The organism is Arthrobacter sp. NPDC090010 (assembly GCF_044748305.1).
Lineage (GTDB): Bacteria > Actinomycetota > Actinomycetes > Actinomycetales > Micrococcaceae > Arthrobacter_E.
Genome location: NZ_JBIVFT010000001.1, coordinates 41,244 through 61,254, shown reverse-complemented (window position 1 = coordinate 61,254; position 20,011 = coordinate 41,244). Strand labels below are relative to the sequence as shown.

At 66.3% G+C, this 20,011-nt stretch carries 15 protein-coding genes; 8 read left to right on the top strand and 7 right to left on the bottom strand.

Going from position 1 to position 20,011, the window contains the following annotated elements; genetic code table 11:
* The first annotated feature begins 126 nt into the window (after positions 1–126).
* From efeU to efeB, 3 genes are read left to right on the top strand one after another with little or no spacing between them, the layout of a single operon-like run.
* Positions 127–1,026 (top strand): iron uptake transporter permease EfeU, encoded by a 900-nt coding sequence (gene efeU / locus ACIPXZ_RS00255; protein ID WP_400590009.1) that lies wholly within the window; start codon positions 127–129, stop codon positions 1,024–1,026.
* A 33-nt stretch (positions 1,027–1,059) separates the two neighbouring features.
* Positions 1,060–2,232 carry an iron uptake system protein EfeO gene (efeO, locus tag ACIPXZ_RS00250; protein ID WP_400590008.1) on the top strand — a complete coding sequence of 391 codons (1,173 nt, stop codon included), beginning with the start codon at positions 1,060–1,062 and terminating at the stop codon, positions 2,230–2,232.
* Between the two features lie 2 nt (positions 2,233–2,234).
* On the top strand, positions 2,235–3,575 hold the full coding sequence (gene efeB, locus ACIPXZ_RS00245) for an iron uptake transporter deferrochelatase/peroxidase subunit (RefSeq protein WP_400590007.1): 1,341 nt from the start codon (positions 2,235–2,237) through the stop codon (positions 3,573–3,575).
* A gap of 165 nt (positions 3,576–3,740) precedes the next feature.
* Here efeB and htpX read toward each other — a convergent pair whose 3' ends face one another.
* Positions 3,741–4,613, bottom strand: coding sequence for a zinc metalloprotease HtpX (htpX, locus tag ACIPXZ_RS00240; protein ID WP_400590006.1), 873 nt, complete (start codon positions 4,611–4,613; stop codon positions 3,741–3,743).
* Positions 4,614–4,676: 63 nt separating this feature from the next.
* Positions 4,677–5,948 (bottom strand): MFS transporter, encoded by a 1,272-nt coding sequence (locus ACIPXZ_RS00235; RefSeq protein ID WP_400590593.1) that lies wholly within the window; start codon positions 5,946–5,948, stop codon positions 4,677–4,679.
* Positions 5,949–6,045: 97 nt separating this feature from the next.
* Here ACIPXZ_RS00235 and ACIPXZ_RS00230 point away from each other — a divergent pair, with 97 nt between their 5' ends.
* Both ACIPXZ_RS00230 and katG read left to right on the top strand, forming a co-directional pair.
* Positions 6,046–6,516, top strand: a complete 471-nt coding sequence (locus tag ACIPXZ_RS00230) for a Fur family transcriptional regulator (RefSeq protein WP_400590005.1) — start codon at positions 6,046–6,048, stop codon at positions 6,514–6,516.
* A gap of 62 nt (positions 6,517–6,578) precedes the next feature.
* The gene (gene katG / locus ACIPXZ_RS00225; RefSeq protein WP_400590004.1) at positions 6,579–8,756 is read left to right on the top strand and encodes a catalase/peroxidase HPI; all 2,178 of its coding nucleotides are present in this window, start codon (positions 6,579–6,581) and stop codon (positions 8,754–8,756) included.
* 82 nt (positions 8,757–8,838) lie between these two features.
* Here the strand turns inward: katG and ACIPXZ_RS00220 are convergent, their stop codons facing one another.
* The 4 genes from ACIPXZ_RS00220 to ACIPXZ_RS00205 form a co-directional block, all read right to left on the bottom strand.
* The gene (locus ACIPXZ_RS00220; RefSeq protein WP_400590003.1) at positions 8,839–9,264 is read right to left on the bottom strand and encodes a hypothetical protein; all 426 of its coding nucleotides are present in this window, start codon (positions 9,262–9,264) and stop codon (positions 8,839–8,841) included.
* 129 nt (positions 9,265–9,393) lie between these two features.
* Entirely contained in the window at positions 9,394–9,990 is a 597-nt protein-coding gene (locus ACIPXZ_RS00215; protein ID WP_400590002.1) for a TetR/AcrR family transcriptional regulator, read from the bottom strand.
* A 157-nt stretch (positions 9,991–10,147) separates the two neighbouring features.
* The gene (locus ACIPXZ_RS00210; protein WP_400590001.1) at positions 10,148–11,665 is read right to left on the bottom strand and encodes an amino acid permease; all 1,518 of its coding nucleotides are present in this window, start codon (positions 11,663–11,665) and stop codon (positions 10,148–10,150) included.
* Positions 11,666–11,789: 124 nt separating this feature from the next.
* On the bottom strand, positions 11,790–13,235 hold the full coding sequence (locus tag ACIPXZ_RS00205; protein WP_400590000.1) for an FAD-dependent oxidoreductase: 1,446 nt from the start codon (positions 13,233–13,235) through the stop codon (positions 11,790–11,792).
* A gap of 97 nt (positions 13,236–13,332) precedes the next feature.
* Between ACIPXZ_RS00205 and rarD the strand changes: the two genes are divergently transcribed.
* Both rarD and ACIPXZ_RS00195 read left to right on the top strand, forming a co-directional pair.
* Positions 13,333–14,307 carry an EamA family transporter RarD gene (rarD, locus tag ACIPXZ_RS00200; protein ID WP_400589999.1) on the top strand — a complete coding sequence of 325 codons (975 nt, stop codon included), beginning with the start codon at positions 13,333–13,335 and terminating at the stop codon, positions 14,305–14,307.
* Positions 14,308–14,396: 89 nt separating this feature from the next.
* The gene (locus ACIPXZ_RS00195; RefSeq protein WP_400589998.1) at positions 14,397–16,829 is read left to right on the top strand and encodes a polysaccharide lyase 8 family protein; all 2,433 of its coding nucleotides are present in this window, start codon (positions 14,397–14,399) and stop codon (positions 16,827–16,829) included.
* Positions 16,830–17,019: 190 nt separating this feature from the next.
* Here the strand turns inward: ACIPXZ_RS00195 and gabT are convergent, their stop codons facing one another.
* Positions 17,020–18,372 (bottom strand): 4-aminobutyrate--2-oxoglutarate transaminase, encoded by a 1,353-nt coding sequence (gene gabT, locus ACIPXZ_RS00190; protein ID WP_400589997.1) that lies wholly within the window; start codon positions 18,370–18,372, stop codon positions 17,020–17,022.
* A 140-nt stretch (positions 18,373–18,512) separates the two neighbouring features.
* On the opposite strand from gabT, the gene ACIPXZ_RS00185 reads away from it, so the two are divergent.
* Positions 18,513–19,961, top strand: coding sequence for a PucR family transcriptional regulator (locus ACIPXZ_RS00185; RefSeq protein WP_400589996.1), 1,449 nt, complete (start codon positions 18,513–18,515; stop codon positions 19,959–19,961).
* The last annotated feature ends 50 nt before the right edge of the window (positions 19,962–20,011 follow it).

The following is a 20,011-nucleotide window of genomic DNA, read 5'->3' as shown; positions in this document are numbered from 1 at the left end:
GGCAAGGTTCACCTGAACGCAATAGACAACAAAAAGTTTGCATAATTCAGCCGAGAGAGTAATGTTCTGCTCGGCGTACCCCTCCCGGGTCCACGCCACTCCCCTGAATACAGCAAGGAATCCAGCATGCTCGGGAACTTCCTGATCGGTCTGCGCGAAGGCCTCGAAGCGACCCTCGTAGTCGTGATCCTCATGGCCTATCTGGTGAAGACCGGGCGATCCCGGCTCCTGCCGAAGCTCTGGATCGGGATCGGCGCCGCCGTCACCGTTTCGATCGCATTCGGGGCCCTGCTGACCTTCGGCCCGCGTGGCCTGACGTTCGAGGCGCAGGAGGCCATCGGCGGATCGCTCTCGATCATCGCGGTCGGAATGGTCACCTGGATGGTGTTCTGGATGGCCCGGACAGCCCGGACCCTCGGCACCGAACTCCACGGCAAGATCGACGCCGCAGCCACCGGGGCCGCCTGGGGCATCATCCTCGTGGGCGCTCTCTCCGTGGGACGCGAAGGCCTGGAAACCGCGCTCTTCCTCTGGGCCGCCGCCCAGGCCACAGGAGAAAGCACGGTCCCGCTGCTGGGCGCCGTCCTCGGGCTGGCCGTCGCCGTCCTGCTCGGTTTCCTCCTGCACCGCGGGGTCCTCAAGATCAACCTGGGCAAGTTCTTCACCGTCACCGGCATCTTCCTGATCCTGGTGGCCGGTGGCGTCCTCTCCTATGGGATCCACGACCTTCAGGAGGCCGGGATCGTCCCAGGGCTGCACTCGCTGGCCTTCGACGTCTCGGGCGTGATTCCGCCGGACTCCTGGTACGGCACTCTGCTGAAGGGCACCTTCAACTTCTCCCCGGCCACCACCTGGCTGGAAGCCATCGCCTGGTGGGCCTACGTGGTCCCCACCTTGTACTTCTACCTTCGGAACTACCGCCGCGCCCAGCTCGCACGCAAGACGGCCTCCCAGGAGCCCGCAGCGCAGCAGACCTCCTCGGATGCCAAACCGTTGGCGTCCCGCGCCGTCGCCCCGACGTCGTAATCCCTTCCACTCAAGAACCCTCCAAGGACAGTCATGCCCACTTCCGCACGCCGCACTCTGAGCTCGCTAGCGGCTCTCGCCGTCCTCACGCCCCTGGCCCTGACCGCCTGCACGGACAACGCCAAACCGAGCGATGGCGCCAGCGACGGCCCGGTCGCCGTGAGCAGCACCGATAAGGAATGCAAGCTCAGCGCGACCACGGCCAAGAGCGGCCACCTGACGTTCGACGTGAAGAACGAAGGCCAGCAGGTCACCGAGTTCTATCTCCTGGCCGAGGACGGTCTGCGAATCGTCGGCGAGGTCGAGAACATCGGACCGGGCCTGTCCCGGAAGCTCGTGGTGACGGCCCCGGAGGGCAAGTACTTCACCGCCTGCAAGCCGGGCATGCAGGGCGAAGGCATCCGCGCGGCGTTCACCGTGGAGGCCTCCGGCACCACCGCCTCCGTGGACTCGGACACCAAGGCACTTCTGGACACCGCTACCACCCAGTACGTCGCCTACGTCAAGGATCAGACGGAACAGCTGCTCACCGGCACCAAGGAGTTCGCCGCCACCTACGAATCCGGCGACGCCGAGAAGGCCCGCAGCCTCTACGCCTCGGTCCGCATGCACTGGGAGCGCATCGAGCCCGTGGCCGAGTCCTTCGGTGACCTGGACCCCAGCCTGGACCTGCGCGAAGCGGATCTGGAGAAGGGCCAGGAGTGGACCGGCTGGCACAAGGCGGAGAAGGACCTGTTCCCGCCGAAGGGCTACACCCCGCTGACCGCCGCCGACCGCCAGAAGCTCTCCAAGAAGCTCGTGGCCGACACCCAGACGCTCTTCGACCGGACCCGCACCCTCACGCTGACCCCGGACAAGCTCGGCAACGGCGCCAAGGAACTCCTCGACGAGGTCGCCACCGGCAAGGTCACCGGTGAGGAGGAGACCTGGTCCCACACCGATCTCTGGGACTTCCAGGCCAATGTGGACGGCGCCCGGATCGCTTACCAGAACCTGCGCCCCGTCGTGGAGCTGAAGAAGCCCGAGCTGGCCAAGACCCTCGATGAGCGCTTCAAGACCCTGCAGACGGAGCTGGACAAGCTCAAGGTCGGCGATGGTTTCAAGTACTACAACGAGCTCAGCCCGGCGCAGATCAAGCAGCTCGCCAGCCTCGTGGACGCCCTCGGCGAGCCCCTGGGCCAGCTGACCGCCACGGTGGTCCTCTGACCATGCCCGAGCAGGACCCCACACCGGTCACGCCCGCTGCTTCTCCGGAAGCGGCGGGCGTTCCGGCGTCGTCCGGCGGCCCGAAAGTCAGCAGGCGCGGCCTACTGACGACCGCGTCCCTGGTGGGTGCAGGAGCCGTCGGCGCCGCCACGAGCTATGTCGTCACCCGGCCGGCTGCCGATGCTCAGCAGCCCGTCAGCTCCGTGGTCCCCTTTCATGGGGAGCACCAGGCAGGCATCGTCACGCCCGTGCAGGACCGCCTGCACATCGCTTCGTTCGACGTGACGGCCGCCAGCCGCGATGACGTCATCGGACTGCTCAGGGACTGGACGGCGGCCGCCGAGGCCATGTCCGCGGGGCGGGAGACCGGCGACGGCGGTGCCGTGGGCGGCGATTACGAGGCTCCCCCTTCGGACACCGGTGAAGCCATGGGCCTCCCCGCCGCGAATCTGACCATCACCTTCGGCTTCGGCCGCTCGTTCTTCGTGAACGACGACGGCGCGCCGCGTTTCGGCCTGTCCGGTCGCCTCCCGGAGGCGCTCATCGAGCTGCCGCATTTCCCGGGCGATCAGCTGGAGCCCCAGCGCACCGGCGGCGACCTGGTCATCCAGGCCTGCGCCGACGACCCGCAGGTCGCGGTGCACGCCATCAGGAACCTGTCCCGCATCGCCTTCGGCAGGGCCCGGCTCCGCTGGTCCCAGCTGGGCTTCGGGCGGACGTCCTCCACGTCCACCAGCCAGCAGACGCCCCGCAACCTCTTCGGTTTCAAGGACGGCACCGCGAACCTCAAGGCGGAGGAACCTGCGCAGCTGATGGACCATGTCTGGGTGGCTCCCGGTGACAAGCCCGGCGAGGAGTGGATGACTGGCGGCAGCTATCTCGTGGCCCGCCGGATCCGTATGCATATCGAGGTGTGGGACCGGACCTCGCTGAGCGAGCAGGAGGCCGTGATCGGCCGGACCAAGTCCACCGGCGCTCCGCTCTCGGGCGGCCAGGAGTTCACGGAGCCCAACTTCGAGTCCAAGGGCCGCGGGGATGCGCCCTTGATCGCCATGGACTCCCATGTCCGTCTCGCGCACGCCACGACGAACAAGGGCGTGAAGATGCTGCGCCGTGGCTTCAACTTCACGGACGGCAACGATGCCCTGGGCCGCCTGGACGCAGGCCTGTTCTTCATCGCCTTCGTGCGGGATCCCCGGACCCAGTTCGTGCCGATGCAGAATCAGCTCGCTCGCAGCGACCGGCTCAGTGTCGAATACCTCAAGCACACCGGTTCCGGACTCTTCGCCGTGCCGCCCGGGGTCAAACAGGGCGAGTATGTGGGCCAGGGGTTGTTCTCCTAGCCTCTGGGGCGCTCCGAAACGCCGTGACACCGCCACCCCTCACACGAGAAACCAGTTGAGCACAGTCCCAGGCTCCTGGACTGTGCTCAACTGGCTTCTCGCGTGAGAGCGTGAGGAAAGCCAGGCGCCGGCCCGGCACCGTCGTCGCGGGTGGGCCTGGGAGGGCTACTGCCCGCGGGCCATGGCCTCCAGGCGGGCGATGCGCTCCTTCATGGGCGGGTGCGTCGAGAACAGCTTCGCCATGCCCGCGCCACGGAACGGGTTGGCGATCATCAGATGCGAGGTGTTCACGAGCGATTGCTCAGCCGGCAGCGGGTACTGGCTCACGCCACGTTCGATCTTGCTGAGCGCCGAGGCCAGGGCGAGCGGATCTCCCGTGAGCTTGGAGCCGTCCTCGTCGGCGTCGTACTCCCGGGTCCGGGAGATCGCCATCTGGATCAGCGAGGCGGCGAACGGCGCCAGCAGCGCCAGCGCGATCGCGGCGAAGGGGTTCACATTCCGTTCCCCGTCCCGGCTGCCGCCGCCGAAGAACATCATGAACTGGCCCACCGAGGTGATCACGCCGGCGACCGCCGCCGCCACGGAGGAGGTGAGGATGTCCCGGTTGTACACGTGCATGAGCTCGTGACCCAAGACGCCCCGGAGTTCCCTGTCATTGAGCAGCTGGACAATCCCCTGGGTCACACAGACCGCGGCATTCTTCGGATTCCGTCCCGTGGCGAAGGCGTTGGGGGTCATGGTCGGCGAGAGGTAGATGCGCGGCATCGGCTGCCCGGCACGCTGGGACAGCTCCCGCACCACTTGGTACAGACCGGGCGCCTGCGCCTCGGGAATCTCGACGGCCTGCATGGAACGGATGGCGATCTTGTCGCTGTTCCAATACCCGTAGAACGTGGTGGCGACACCGATGAGCGCCATGATCCAGATCGGGGTGGCGCTGCGGGTGAAGAGCCCGATCACGGCTCCGAGCCCCAGGAGCACGGCCCAGAGCACCCCGAAGAGGGCTGCGGTCTTCAGGCCGTTGTGATGGTCGTGCACGGTCGCTCCTTACGTTCCTGGCCTCCGCGAGTGGACGGGGCCCTCTCATTCTCCAACGCCTGGTCAGGGCGTGGGGTTCCGGGCATCGTAGAGCAGGAAACCCCGCTGCATCCGCGACACCGCCCAGGTGGCGACGATGCACAGCACGCCACCGAGGAGCAGCACCCAGCCCTCCCGCAGCCAGGCGGTCGCCCCGCCTGCCAGCATGTCTCCGATCCTCGGCCCGCCGGCCACGACCACGATGAAAACACCCTGCAGCCTGCCACGGAACTCGTCGGGCGTCGCCGCCTGCAGGATGGTGCTGCGGAAGACCGCACTGATGGAATCCGCGACGCCGGCGAAGGCACAGAAGAGCGCTGCGGGAATCAGCCAGCCGGTCACTCCGGCACGGCCGCCGTCGCCCGCCAGCACCACCATCAATCCGAAGGCCGCCAGACTGGCGCCCCAACCCATGATGGAGACGACGACGGCGAGCCCCTGCCGTCGTACATGGTTCAGAGGGCCGCTGAACAGTCCGGCCAGGAAGGAACCGAGCGCGAAGGCGGCCAGCAGGATACCCACGGTGGACTCCCCGCCGCCGAGCATGACCGCTCCGATGGCCGGGAGAAGAGCGCGGGGCTGACTCGTGATCATCGCGATCAGGTCCACGATGAAGGTCATGCGCACATTGGGCCGGGTGCCGAGGAAACGGAAGCCTTCCAGCACACTGGCCACGCCCACCTTCCGGGGCTCCCCCACGGGCGGCATGGCGGGCAGCCGGAACAGGGCCCACATGACGACGAAGTAGGTGACGGCGTCGATCGTATAGGTCCATTCGAAGCCCAGGGTGGCCACGAGGAAACCACCCAGCAATGGACCGACCATGGTCGCCAGGCCGAAGGTGATCATGTTCAACGCGTTGGCCGAGGCCAGGAGTTCCGGCCGTACGAGCAGCGGGATCATGGCCGCACGGGCCGGAGCGTTGAACCCGAGCGCCGCGCTCTGCACCGCGGCCATGGCGAAGAGGAGCCAGACGTTGTCCAGATGGATCCACGCCTGCACGGCCAGCACCACGGCACTGATCCAGAGCCCGGCGGACGCGAAGATCGCCACCGAACGGCGGTCGTGGACGTCGGCCACAGAGCCTCCGAAGAGTCCCGTGATCACGAGCGGAACCAGCGAGAACGCACTCAGCAGACCCACATAGGAACTCTCCTGCGTGATCTTGTAAACCTCGAGGCTCAAGGCCACCACCGTGAGCTGGCTTCCGGCGTTGGAGACCGCAGTGCCGATCCAGAGCCGCTTGAAAGGTGGGCTCTCCTTCAGAGGAGTCAGATCGGCCAGGAATTTCCGCACCATCTCAGCCTAGTCCGGGCAGCCTTGCGGAGCGGTCGTCACGATGAGCTTCGAAAAGTAATTGCGATCGGATCAAAATAAGTGTTTGAATGGGGTCATGTCCCAGTACACGGCATTCTCCGAGCGCAGACCGGCCTGGTCCGAGCAATTGCGCTCCGCCGGGCGACGGGTGACGAAGCAGCGCCTGGCCGTGCTGGACGCGATTCACACCCACCCGCATTCCACCGCCGAAACCATCCTCGACGTGGCCCGCCGGGAGCTTCCCGGCCTGTCCGCACAGTCCGTGTACGTCGTCCTGGGAGACCTGACCGAGCTCGGCATGCTGCGTCGTTTCGAGCCCCCTCAGTCCCCAGCCTTGTACGAGACCCGTACCGGCGACAACCACCACCACGCCATCTGCACGCGCTGCGGCCGTATCGAGGACGTGGACTGCGCCGTCGGACACGCCCCGTGCCTGCACCCGCACTGGAACGACTCCCAAAGTCCCATGACCATCCAGATCGCCGACGTCCTCTACCAGGGCATCTGCCAGGACTGCCTGGCCGCTGAACACCAGGACGGTTCCTGAACCGTCCTGGGGATCCCATTCCTCGCTTCACCTCTGCAAACCCATCCCCCGGAAGGAACACCGTGTCTGAGAGCACCGTCTCGAAATGCCCCGTCGCCCACGGCGGCCGTGTACACCCCACCAAGGGCAGCGCCAACAGTGAGTGGTGGCCCAACAAGCTCAACCTGAAGGTTCTCGCCAAGAACCCCGAGGTGGCGAACCCCCTCGATTCCGGCTTCAACTACACCGAGGCCTTCAACGCCCTCGACCTCGACGCTGTCAAGGCCGACCTCACCGCCCTGATGACGGACTCCAAGGACTGGTGGCCGGCCGACTTCGGGCACTACGGCCCGTTCATGATCCGCATGGCCTGGCACTCCGCCGGCACCTACCGCTCCCATGACGGCCGCGGCGGCGGCGGCGCAGGTCAGCAGCGCTTCGCCCCGCTGAACTCCTGGCCGGACAACGTCGGCCTGGACAAGTGCCGCCGTCTGCTGTGGCCGGTCAAGAAGAAGTACGGCCAGGCGATCTCCTGGGCCGATCTGTTCATCCTCGCCGGCAACGTGGCCCTCGAGGACATGGGACTGAAGACCTTCGGCTACGCCGGCGGCCGTCCGGATGTCTGGGAAGCGGACGACGACGTCTACTGGGGCCCGGAGAAGGTCTGGCTGGACAACGAGCGCTACACCGGTGTCCGCGACCTGGAAGCTCCCCTCGCCGCAGTGCAGATGGGCCTCATCTACGTGAACCCGGAAGGCCCGGACGGCAAGCCGGACCCGCTGGCCTCCGCCATCGACATCCGTGAGACCTTCCGCCGGATGGGCATGGACGACGAGGAAACCGTCGCCCTCGTGGCCGGTGGTCACACCTTCGGCAAGACCCACGGCGCCCACAAGGACGACCAGATCGGCCCGGACCCGGAGGCTGCTCCGCTGGAGAACCAGGGCTTCGGCTGGAAGAACGGCTACGGCACCGGTTCCGGTGACGACACCGTCGGCTCGGGCCTGGAGGTCACCTGGACCTACCACCCGACCCGCTGGGACAACGAGTTCTTCCACATCCTCTACGCATACGAATGGGAGCTCATGGAGTCCCCCGCCGGCGCGAAGCAGTGGCGTCCGAAGAACGGCGCCGGCGCCGACATGGTCCCGATGGCCCACAACCCGGCCGTCCGCCGCGAGCCCCGCATGCTCACGAGCGACCTGGCCCTGCGTGAGGACCCGATCTACGGACCGATCTCCATCCGCTTCAAGGAGAACCCGGCCGAGTTCGAGGAAGCCTTCGCCCGTGCTTGGTTCAAGCTGACCCACCGTGACATGGGCCCGAAGGTCCGCTACCTCGGCAAGGAGGTCCCGTCCGAGGATCTCATCTGGCAGGATCCGCTGCCCGCCGCTCCGGCGCAGACCATCGGCGACGCCGAGATCGCCACCCTGAAGGAGAAGATCGCCGCATCCGGCCTCTCCGTCGAGGATCTGGTCTCGACGGCTTGGAAGGCCGCGGCCTCGTTCCGTGGCTCCGACAAGCGCGGCGGTGCGAACGGTGGCCGCATCCGCCTGGAACCGCAGGTCAACTGGCCCGTGAACCAGCCCGACAAGCTCAAGCCGATCATCTCGGTCCTGGAGACGATCGTCGCCGATTTCAACTCCTCTTCCGAGGTGAAGGTCTCCTTCGCCGACGTCGTGGTCCTCGCCGGCAACGTCGGTGTCGAGCAGGCCGCCCTGGCCGCAGGTCAGGACGTCACCGTTCCGTTCACGCCGGGCCGTGTCGACGCCACCCAGGAGCAGACCAGCCCCGAGCAGTTCGCCTGGCTGCAGCCGGTCGCCGATGGCTTCCGCAACTACAACAGCGGCTTCATCAACCTGCCCGCCGAGTACCTGCTGATCGACCGCGCGAACCTGCTGAACCTGTCCGCTCCCGAGCTGACGGTCCTCCTCGGCGGCCTGCGCGTGCTGGGCAACAACTGGGACGGCTCCAACACCGGCGTGTTCACGGATCGCCCGGGTGCACTCAGCAACGACTTCTTCGTGAACCTGCTGGACCTCGGCCAGACCTGGATCCCGGCCGATGACGAGCAGAGCTACACCACGGCCGACGGCCGCTGGACCGGCAGCCGCGTCGACCTGGTCTTCGGCGCCAACTCCGAGCTCCGTGCCCTCGCCGAGGTCTACGCCTCGGACGACGCCCAGGAGAAGTTCGTCGCGGACTTCGCCAAGGCATGGGCCAAGGTCATGGACAATGACCGCTTCGAGCTGAAGAAGTAAGCAGCCCGGACAGATGAAGGGGCCTTGGTCCACCGCTCGCGGTGGACCAAGGCCCCTTCATCGTGCCTGAGGTCGAACGCCTCTACTTCTTGCAGACCTTGCCCAGCTCGGTGAAGCTCTCCTGAACCTTGGTGCTCGCGCCCGAAAGGTCGGTCAGCTTGGTTGCCGCGGTCGCCGGATCCTCGGAAGCGCTCTTGATCTTGGCTGTGAAATCGGCGTAGGCCGTGCTGGCCGCTTCAGCCTTGCTCTTCACGTCCGGGTTGGTGACGCCCTTGACGCTCTCCTTGAACTTGTCGGAGAACTTGCTCAGACCCTCCGCAGCCGCCTTAGGGTCGGTGGCGAACTTGCTCATATTGGACTGCAGCTCGGTGGCGACGCCGCTCATGTCGCTGTCCAGCTTGGCGCAGGCGTCAGCGGCGCTCTGCGTACCGCCACAGGCGCCCAGCGTGAGTGCGAACAGCGGAACCGCCGCGACCGCCAGAGAGCGTTTGAAAATGGTCTTGCTCATGTTTGTCCCCTGATTCATTTCTTCAGCCGGCGTCTGCGGGTTCGAGTGATGTACCCCACCGGTTCCAACTACGATCGTTAGAGTAACACGGGCCTCAGACGCAGAGGACGGCGTCGGGAGCCCGTGAGTTCAGCCCTGCTGACGGAGTTCGGCGTCGATGGTCAGGAAGAACGATTTCACCAGTCGGTCGAAGGCCGCGCTGGCGGCTTCGCGATCACCCGTGACCACCACGTCGTAGCGCAGGCCGGTCAGCGTGGCCACGAACAGCCTGCCGATCCGGGCCGAGGCCTCCTCGTTCAGTCCCTGGTTCTTCAGCCAGTCCTTCATCACCGACACCCAGTCTAGGAAAAGCTGCCCACTGTGCCCGCGCGGAGTGTCCAGCACGGTGTCCTGCATCGCCGCTTCGAAGTGCAGCCGCTGCAATTGCAGGCCGTACTCTCGGATGCTCACCTTCCAGGCGTGCCGGATCCAGGCTTCGAATTCGTCGCGCCCCGCACCCACGAGCTTCGTGTCGACAATCTCCGCGGGCCGCGTCTCGATGGCGTGCACGATCTGTGAGATGAGTTCTTCGCGGGAACCGAAGTGGTAGACCAGCACGTAGCTGCTGATCCCCAATCCATCGGCCAGGGTTCTGAACGTCAGATCCGCGATCGATTTGTCCTGCAGGTAGAGCAGGATGTCATGCATGAGCTCGGATTTTCGTTCCGGCCGGGGAGGACGCGCCATTCCTTTAGTTTAGGTCTCGAGCTGTGTGCAGCCTGGGAGGCCGCCCCGTATGGCGATGGGAGGGATCCCGGGAACGACGACGGCGCCGCGCCCCTGAGCGGGGTGCGGCGCCGTCGTCGTGGTTCAGAAGAGTCTTCCCGGCCTCAGGCCAGGTCCGTCACTCGGCGGAGACTTCCTCCGGAACGAGATCCTCACGATGATCCGGTGAACTCGGGTTCAGGCGGGAGTGCCGCTGCCCGTAAGCGAAGTAGATCAGGAATCCGACCACGACCCACCCCACGAAGAAGATCCAGGTCTGCACCGCCAGGTTCAGCATCAGGTAGACGCAGAGGACTGCGGACAGGACCGGGATGACCGGGCCGAACGGGATGCGGAAGCTCGGCTTCAGATCCGGGCGGCGCTTCCGGAGGAACAGGACGCCCACCGAGACCAGGACGAAGGCGCACAGGGTGCCGATGTTGATCATCTCCTCAAGCACCTCCACCTGGGTCAGACCCGCCACCAGGGCCACTGCGACACCGCAGATGATCTGGGTACGCGCCGGGGTCGAGCGCTTGTCGCTCGTCCGGGAGAGCGAGCGGGGCAGCAGACCGTCACGGCTCATGGCCAGGACCACGCGCGCCAGACCCATCAGCAGCACCATGATGACCGTGGTCAGGCCGATGAGGGAGCCGAAGGCGATGATCTTGGCGGCGTCCGTGTTGCCGACCAGTTCGAATGCCGTGGTCAGCGTCGGGCTCTTGCTCTTGGCCAGATCGGTGTAGGAGACCATGCCGGTCAAGGCCAGGGAGACCAGGACGTAGAGCACCGTGGTCAGCGCCAGGCCGCCGAAGATGCCCCGGGGCAGGGTCTTCTGCGGGTTCTTGACCTCTTCGGCGGAGGTGGCCACGACGTCGAATCCGATGAAGGCGAAGAACACCAGCGCGGCACCGGCGAAGACGCCGAGGATGCCGTACTGCGCGGGCGCTGCACCCGTCATGAACGCGAACAGGGACTGCGTCATGACGCCCTGACCCGAGTCGACGCTCGTGGGAACCGACTCCGGGACGAACGGCGTGTAGTTCTTCACGTTCAGATATGCGAAGCCGGCGACGATCACGAAGAGGACGACGCAGATCTTGACCACTGTGAACACATTGCCCACGCGTGCCGAAAGCTTGGTGCCGAGCACCAGGAGCACGGTGAAGATCGCCACGATGAGGAAGGCTCCCCAGTACACATCCACGCCCGCGATGTTGATCGCGTCCGGCAGCTTCAGGCCGATGAGTTCGAAGACCTTGTTCAGATAGATGCCCCAGTACTTCGCGATGACCGCACCGGCGGTGAACATCTCGAGAATGAGGTTCCAGCCCACCAGCCAGGCCACCACTTCGCCGAGGGTGGCATAAGTGAAGAGGTAGGCGGAGCCGGCCACCGGGATGGCGGTCGCGAACTCCGCGTAGCACATGATGGCCAGGGCGCAGGTGACGGCCGCGATGATGAAGGACAGCGTCACGGCGGGGCCCGCGAAGCTGGCCGCAGCCCTCGCTCCGACGGAGAAGATGCCGGCGCCGACGGCCACGGCGACACCCATGATCATGAGATCCCAGGCGCTCAGTGAGCGCTTGAGTTTACGTCCCGGCTCATCGGCGTCGGCGATCGCCTGCTCGATGGACTTCGTTCGGAGAATGTTCATCTGGGTCCACATTCCATGTCGTGTAAAGGATCGTCATAAAGAGTAATGTCCACCCTTCGGACCATCCCCACTCGTCCATCATGTGAGATTCAGAAGCATCTCTTTCGTTTTTGGCGGGTCAGTGTCACTCCCCGCGGGAGATGCGCACCATCTCCTCGCGCGGCACCACCTTGATGCGTTCACGCTCCACCGAAACCCCATGTGAACCGCCCTGTGCGGTCGCGTCGGCGCCGAGCGCCAGCTCATGAGCATCGAGCCGGTTCCAGCCCTCCCAGGTGGTGAACTGCACGCCGCGGCTCTCGAGGAGACCGACGACGGCGGATTCGTCCGGGTTCTCCGCGGCAGGCAGGTTGAGGCGGTCCTCCAGGAGGTAGCCGATCGTCTCCAGCGCATCCCCCTTGGTGTGCCCGATGAGGCCGACCGGTCCACGCTTGATCCAGCCCGTGGCGTACAAGCCCGGCACATGCGCGCCTTCCGCGCCCAGCACGCGGCCGCCGTCGTTGGTGATGACGCCGCGGCGCTCATCGAACCCGACGCCCGGCAAGGGCGAGCCGTGATAGCCGATGGCACGGTAGACGGCCTGGACGGGGTAGTCGACGAACTCACCGGTGCCGCGCGCGTTGCCCGTGCCGTCCAGCTCCATCCGCTCGAAGCGGATGCCGCCCACATGCCCCGGGCGCTCCGGATCCTCCAGAATCTCCACCGGCGAGTGCAGGAAGTGCAGATGCAGACGGCGGGAGGAGGCGTCCTCGCCCTCGTGAGCCTCTTCCACCAGCCAGTTGGTGAGCGTGTTCACCATGGTCTTGACCTGGTTGTTCGTCTTGATCGCCTCGTCGGAGGCCTCGTCGAACTCAAAATCCTCCGGGTACAGCACAATGTCCACGTCGCGGGAATGAGAGAGCTCGCGGAGCTCCAGCGGAGTGAACTTCACCTGGGCCGGTCCGCGGCGGCCGTAAACGTGGACGTCGGTGACGGGAGACTTCTTCAGCCCTTCGTAGACGTTCTCCGGGATCTCCGTGACCAGGAGGTCGTCCGCGTGCTTGGACAGCACTCGCGCCACGTCCAACGCGACGTTGCCGTTGCCGATCACGGCGATCTCCTTGGCCTCCAGGGGCCATTCACGCGGCACATCGGGGTGGCCGTCGTACCAGGAGACGAAGTCCGCGCCGCCATAGGACCCTTCGAGTTCGATGCCCGGGATGTTCAGCGCGGCGTCCTTGATGGCACCCGTGGCGAAGATGATCGCGTCATAGTGGCGCCGCAGATCCTCCAGGCTGAGATCCTCACCGAAGTGGACATTGCCGAAGAAGCGGATGTCGCCACGGTCCAGGACCTTGTGGAGGGCATTGACGATGCCCTTGATACGGGGGTGATCCGGGGCCACGCCGTAGCGGATCAGACCATAGGGGGCCGGATACCGCTCGAAAAGATCGATCGAGACGTGAACGTTGCCATCCTTGACGTCCTGGGACTTCGTGAGGATGTCCGCCGCGTAGACGCCGGCCGGGCCGGAGCCGATGATGGCCACGCGGAGAGGACGGGCGGATGTGTGCACTGACTCGACAGACAAGAGCTGACCTTCCAGATCGGTACGTCCGCGCATTTAGCACAGACGGAACTATTCTAATTGCTTGGAATAACGCCTGGATGCGCCCAGTTGTGCCCACGTGACAGATCCACGCACCGGAACGCTCGCCCCCTCCGCAGCTGCCGCCACGAACGGCACCGCGGCCCAGGATTCCTTGCGGCAACGCCAGGGACTCGCCTTCGGAGTAGGCGCCTACGTCCTCTGGGGTCTGCTGCCCCTCTACTTCATGCTTCTGCTTCCGGCCGGTCCGGTGGAGATCGTGGCCAACCGAGTCCTCTGGTCCCTGCTGTTCTGCGCCATCCTCATGACCGCCACCCGTTCCTGGCGCTCCCTGGCCGAGGTGCTGCGCCGCCCCCGGACCCTCGGGATGCTCGCCATAGCCGCCGTCCTGATCGCCGTGAACTGGCTGGCCTACACCTTCGGCGTCATGAGCGGGCAAGCCGTCGAGGCCTCGCTCGGCTACTACATCAACCCACTCATCTCGGTACTGCTCGGAGTCCTCATTCTCAAGGAACGACTGCGCCCGCTGCAGTGGACCGCCGTGGGAATCGGCCTGCTGGCGGTCGTGGTCCTCACCGTGGCCTACGGAAAGCTGCCGTGGATCGCCCTGACCCTGGCTTTCAGCTTCGGCTTCTACGGCCTCGTGAAGAAGAAGGTGGGCTCCGGCGTCGATTCCGTGACCAGCCTGAGCGTCGAGACGCTCGTGCTGGCGCCGTTCGCCGCAGTGACCATGGTGGCCCTGTCGATGAACCAGGCCGCCACGCTCACGGGCTACGGCTCCGGCCATTTCTGGCTCATGGCGGCTTCCGGCGCTGTCACGGCCGTCCCGCTGGTCTTCTTCGGCGCCTCCGCGGCCCGGCTCCCCCTCACGACCATCGGCATGCTCCAGTACCTGGCCCCGACACTCCAATTGCTCGTCGCCACCCTGGTCCTGGGCGAACACATGGCCCCCGAACGCTGGGTCGGCTTCGCCATGGTCTGGCTCGGTCTCATCTTCCTCACCATCGATGCTGTCAAGCACACCTTGCGTCCACGCAAAGGTGAACGCAAATGAACTCTTTACATCTATTGTGATCAAGAACACTCAGTTCTAGGCTCGGAGTATCTCCTTACCCCGAACCCCGGAGGCCACCGTTGTCCCCTATGGAGCTGAACCGCAGAACACTTTTCGCCCTCGCCGGCGCCGCAGCCTTGCTGGGGAGCACGGCCCAGGTGGCAGGAGCCGCACCGGGTGACCCTCTCGCAGACCTCATCACCCGACGTCGCACCATGCTCGCGGGCGACGGAACCGCGACGACCGTCCCCCAGCTCGCCGGCGCGCTGAAGTCCATGAGCGAGGCCGCCACCGCCAGCTGGACGAGCATGATCGCACCCAGCGGGACCTCCGGCCTCTGGGCTGATCTTCCCCTCACGGGCATCGGCAGCGGCGCCGACGCCACGGGGAACATGGGGGTGAGCTTCGACAGGATCTACGCCCTCGCCCTCGCTCACGCGACCGCCGGCACCACGCAGTACGGCGACGCGGCTCTGGCCACTGATCTCGTCTCCGCGCTGCAGTACCTGAGCAACACCGCCTACAAGGTGGGTATGAAGGCCGCCGGCAATTGGTGGTTCTGGGAGATCGGAGTGCCTCGCAAAGCAGCCGATGCGCTGATCCTCTTGCACGACGTCATGCCGGACGCCCTCCGCACCTCCCTCCTGGCCGCCGTCCGTTACTTCACGCCTGACCCCAATTGGCGAGGCCGCGCCACGAGCCTGGCGGAGACCGGCGCCAACCGTACCGACAAGGCCCTCTCCTGCGCGCTGCGCGGCATTCTCGACGACCGCCCGGACGAGATCGCCATGGCGCGCGATGCCCTCAGTGACACCGTTCGTGCGGGCAAGAACAGCGTCTTCGGTTACGTCACCAGCGGAGACGGCTTCTATCAGGACGGTTCCTTCGTCCAGCACACGTATCTCCCCTATGTGGGCACTTATGGCGTGGTGACCCTGGGCGGCATCGCCGAGATCCTCGGACTGCTGGGCGGCAGCGACTGGGATGTCACCGATCCGAAGAAGTCGGTGGTGCTCGACGCCGTGGAGGCCAGCTACGCGCCGTTCATCTGGAACGGGCGGATGATGGACGGCGTCCGCGGACGCGCGGTCTCGCGCCAGAACAGCCCCGACTATGTCGACGGCGCGGGGGCCCTGACCGCCATCCTGCTCCTCGCACAAGGAGCGGGAGAGCCGTACCGCAGCCGCTACCTCGCGCTGGTCAAAGGCTGGCTTCAGCGCTGCACCGATGCAACCCTGTACGGACTGCCGAGTCAGAGCATCGCCAAGTCCCTCCTGGTCACCTCGGTCCTGGCCGACGACTCCGTCACTCCGGCACCGGCACCCGTCTACACCAAGGCGTTCGGCGACCAGGACCGGCTGGTACACCACAGGCCCCGCTTCAGCTCGGTGGTCAACATCTCCTCGAAGCGCATCGGCCGCTACGAATGGGGCAACTTCGAAAACAACCTGGGCTGGTACCAGGGCGACGGGCTGACGTTCTTCTACGTGGCCTCGGACCCCGCTCAGTACAGCGCCGACTTCTGGCCCACGGTGGACCCCTACCGGCTGCCCGGAACCACCGTCTCCTCCGTGACCCGCGACAGTGGCGCCGTCAACGGAACAGGCATCCCCCGCGCGTTCCAGGCCTTCGCCGGCGGCCTCGACCTTGACGGCCGCTGGGGCATCCAGGGCATGGACCACCTGAACTTCGACAAGAGCCTGAGCGCCCGCAAATCCTGGTTCTTCCTGGACGACAAAGTGGTCTGCCTGGGCGCCGGCATCACCGGTTCCTCCGGGCACGATGTCTTCACCACCGTGGAGAACCGCGCTTTCCCGGCCGGGGCGGCGCCGAACGTCCGGACCGATAACCGCAACCGGGCCCTGACCGCAGGGGCCGCGCCCGTCCGGCTCACCCGGAACGCCCACATCATGGGCCATGGAGGCTATGTGTTCCTGAGCGGGGAGAACGTCAGCGGGGACATCGACGTTCAGCTGGTGCCCCGGACCGGCGATTGGAAGACCATCAACTCGGGTTCGGACACCGGCGGAACCGCAGATCCGAAGAGCCGCGACTACGTCACCATCACCCACCACCACGGCAAAGACCCGCAGGGCGGCGGCTATGCCTACCTGGTTCTGCCGGGCGCGGAGCACTCGGACACTTTCAAGGAGTCCGGCAACCCCTCGGTCACGGTGACGGCAAACAATGCCGGCGTCCAGATGATCGAGGACCGCACCCGGAACCTCGTGCTGGCCAACTTCTTCGCGCCCACCCCGACGGATGCGCCCGCACCCCACGGAGTGACGGCGAGCGGCCCCTGTTCTGTGGCGATCCGGCAGGAGGACACCCGCGTGACGGTGGCGCTCTCCGATCCCAGCCGGACTCAGTCCACCGCCCGGCTGAGCCTGGACGGTTTCTCCGTCACCGACGTCGTCGTCGAGGCCGATGCCGGCGTCAAGGTGGTGAGCACCGCGCCGTTCACGCTGGAATTCGCGCTTGACGGCCACGGGCACTCCAAGCGGGTGGTCCTCGCCCGCTGAGTCATCCCTTCGCCAGGTGTGCGTCAGTGGCCAATGCGGGACTCCCTCATTGGCCACTGACGCACACCTGGCGAAGCGCGTTTAAAGAGCAAGGCCACCCCCGGTACCGATCGCGGGCAGGTGATCGGGTCCGGGGGCGGCCAGGTTCAGGCGGGGCGTCTCAGACGTCCCGGGCCTGTGGCGCCGAGCCTCAGGCGTTGGCGCGGATGGCGGCCTCGAGGACGTCCAGCGCGTCGTTGAGGAGATCCTCACCGATCGTCAGCGGCGGCAGGAGACGGATCACGTTGCCGTAGGTGCCGCAGGTCAGGATGATGACACCCTGGGCCAGGCAGTGGTCGGCGATCGCCTTGGTCAGCGCGGCGTTCGGCTCCTTGGAACCGGCCACCACCAGCTCGATGGCCTGCATGGCGCCACGGCCACGCACGTCACCGATCACGGAGAGTTCGCCGGCCAGCTTGTTCATGCGGTCCTGGATGAGCTGACCGATGCGCTCCGCGCGGGCGTTCAGGTCGAACTGCTCCATGGTCTCGATCGCGGCGAGTGCAGCGGCACAGGCCACCGGGTTGCCACCGTAGGTGCCACCCAGGCCACCACCGTGGACGGCGTTGAGCAGTTCGGCGCGGCCGGTGACCGCGGAGAGCGGCATACCGCCCGCGATGCCCTTGGCCATGGTGATCAGGTCGGGGACGACGCCCTCGTGATCGACGGCGAACCACTTGCCGGTGCGGCAGAAGCCGGCCTGGACCTCATCGGCGATGAAGACCACACCGTTCTCCTTGGCCCAGGCGGCCAGGGTCGGGAGGAAGCCCTCGGCGGGGACGATGAAGCCGCCCTCACCCTGGATGGGCTCGATGATGATCGCGGCGACCTCCGTGCCGCCGATCTGCTTCTCGATGGCGAGGATCGCGCGCTTGGCGGCCTCGGTGCCCGTGATCTCCGGGTTCTCCTCGCGGAACGGGTAGCTCATCGGCATGCGGTAGATGTCCGAGGCGAACGGGCCGAAGCCGCTCTTGTACGGCATGGCCTTGGCGGTCAGCGCCATGGTCAGGTTGGTGCGGCCGTGGTAGGCGTGGTCGAACGCGACGACGGCGTTGCGGCCGGTGGCCTTGCGGGCGATCTTGATGGCGTTCTCGACGGCCTCGGCGCCGGAGTTGAAGAGCACGGAGCGCTTCTCGTGGTCGCCCGGGGTCAGCTCGTTGAGCTTCTCAGCGACGGCGATGTAGCCCTCGTAAGGCGTCACCATGAAGCAGGTGTGCGTGAAGTGCTGCACGGCTTCCTGGACCGCGGCGACGACGGCCGGAGCAGACGCGCCCACGCTGGTCACGGCGATGCCGGAGCCGAGGTCGATGAAGGAGTTGCCGTCCACGTCCTTGATGATGCCGCCGTCGCCATCGGCGATGTAGACGGGGACGGAGGAGGCGACGCCGCCGGCGACGACGGCGTCACGGCGGGCGGAGAGCTCGCGGGACTTGGGGCCGGGGAACTCGCCGACGTTGCGCTTCTGCTCGAGGCGGTAGCTGAGTTCGGTGCTGGTTGCAGTCATGGGACTCTTTCCTTCTTAGTCGCCTGCGACGGGTGTGACTTCGAGCATAAGATGACGTCCCGCGTCCGAGTATGGGCGAGTGCACAGCCAATCACCTCGCACACTGTTCGGCCGCCCAAGTGGGATCTTATGATGGTTCCATGTCCATCACCCTGGCCGCGCTGCTGGCCGTCCCGTCGCTCAAACTGCGCAAGCTCGGAGCCGCGGAGTCGACACTTTCCACACCCATTCAATGGGTGGCCGTCACGGAGCAGGAGAATCCGCAACGATTCCTCAGCGGCGGCGAGCTGGTCCTCACGACGGGACTCCGGCTGAAGACCGCTGCCTCACAGCGGCATTTCGTTCGCATGGTGCGCCGTTCCGGCGCCGTCGGCATCGGTTTCGGGACGGGGCTCGCGCTGGAAACCGTCCCCGAGGCGCTGGTCGCTGAAGCGAATCGCTGGGACATCCCGGTGGTGGAAGTACCCTACGAGACGCCGTTCATCGCCCTCGGCAAGCTCGTGGCCGAGGCGCAGAATGCCGACCACCTGGCCAAGCTGGAACGCATGCTCTCAGGCCACCAGGTCCTGGCACGTTCGCTCCTTTCCGGCGGCGGTCTCCCGGCCCTCCTGCGGCAGCTGGCCGGACTGCTCCGCACCGATCTGAGACTGCGGCGCTATGGCAGGGAGATCTTCAGCACCACGGCGGGAGCCCACGGGGCCCCGGAATCGGGGCAATGGCTGGACGTCGCCATCTCCACCGGGCAGCGCGACGCCACCACCCTCCAGGTCAGGGAGCCTTTCCAGGACGCCGGGATCCTGGACTACGCCAAGAGTCTCGTCAGCCTGGAACTGAACAACCAGAAGCATCAGCGGGACGCTTCCCGCAAACTGGCGGGGCAGGTGATGCAGGACGTCATCCGCGGCGTCCTCGAACCGAAGGATGCCGGAAACCGTCTGGCCACCATCGGCGTCACGGCAGCCAAGCGACACGTGGTGATCCTCGTCCGTCCCGCTCCGGGAAACACGCCCGCCCAGAACAAAGCGATCATGTCCACCCCCCTCCCGCCCGAACTCGACGGCACGCCCACCGCCGTCGTCGAGTCCGAGCTGCTGATCATCACACCGGAGGACAAGACCGCAGCGGCAGCCGCCAACGCGGTGCATGCCCTTCTCGCAGAAGCGGGACTGAAGGCGACCCTCGGCATCGGGGGGCACTACGCCAAGTCGAACGGCCTGCGCTGGAGCTATTTCGAAGCGCGCGACGCCGTCGCCCGCGGTCTGCCGGTCAACGAGCCGGAAAGGCTCAGCCTCACCTCCCTGCTCCTGGCGAGCGAGGACGTGCCCCTCGCGGACATGGCACAGGAGACTCTGAAGCCGCTCTACGACTTCGACGCAGCGCACGGCGCGGGGCTTGTCAGCACCCTGGAAAGCTACCTGGAACACGACGGATCCGTCGCCGCCGTCGCGCAGGCGCTGACCCTGCACCGCAACACCGTGCGCTACCGCCTCGCTCAGATCACGGAACTGAGCGGCTACGACCCGTCGACGACGGCGGACCGCGTCCAGCTCTGGCTCGCCCTGGCGATCGCGCGACTCGGGGCTCGGTGACCTCCATCACGGAATGACCGACCCCGGCCCGTAAAGGTCTAACCTTTAAA

Bases quoted from the DNA above. Each gene is read 5' to 3' on its own strand.
- efeU (WP_400590009.1), top strand. From the start codon at position 127: ATGCTCGGGAACTTCCTGATCGGTCTGCGCGAAGGCCTCGAAGCGACC.
- ACIPXZ_RS00195 (WP_400589998.1), top strand. From the start codon at position 14,397: ATGGAGCTGAACCGCAGAACACTTTTCGCCCTCGCCGGCGCCGCAGCC.
- gabT (WP_400589997.1), bottom strand. From the start codon at position 18,372: ATGACTGCAACCAGCACCGAACTCAGCTACCGCCTCGAGCAGAAGCGC.
- efeO (WP_400590008.1), top strand. From the start codon at position 1,060: ATGCCCACTTCCGCACGCCGCACTCTGAGCTCGCTAGCGGCTCTCGCC.
- ACIPXZ_RS00230 (WP_400590005.1), top strand. From the start codon at position 6,046: ATGTCCCAGTACACGGCATTCTCCGAGCGCAGACCGGCCTGGTCCGAG.
- ACIPXZ_RS00185 (WP_400589996.1), top strand. From the start codon at position 18,513: ATGTCCATCACCCTGGCCGCGCTGCTGGCCGTCCCGTCGCTCAAACTG.
- ACIPXZ_RS00220 (WP_400590003.1), bottom strand. From the start codon at position 9,264: ATGAGCAAGACCATTTTCAAACGCTCTCTGGCGGTCGCGGCGGTTCCG.
- ACIPXZ_RS00210 (WP_400590001.1), bottom strand. From the start codon at position 11,665: ATGAACATTCTCCGAACGAAGTCCATCGAGCAGGCGATCGCCGACGCC.
- ACIPXZ_RS00215 (WP_400590002.1), bottom strand. From the start codon at position 9,990: ATGGCGCGTCCTCCCCGGCCGGAACGAAAATCCGAGCTCATGCATGAC.
- efeB (WP_400590007.1), top strand. From the start codon at position 2,235: ATGCCCGAGCAGGACCCCACACCGGTCACGCCCGCTGCTTCTCCGGAA.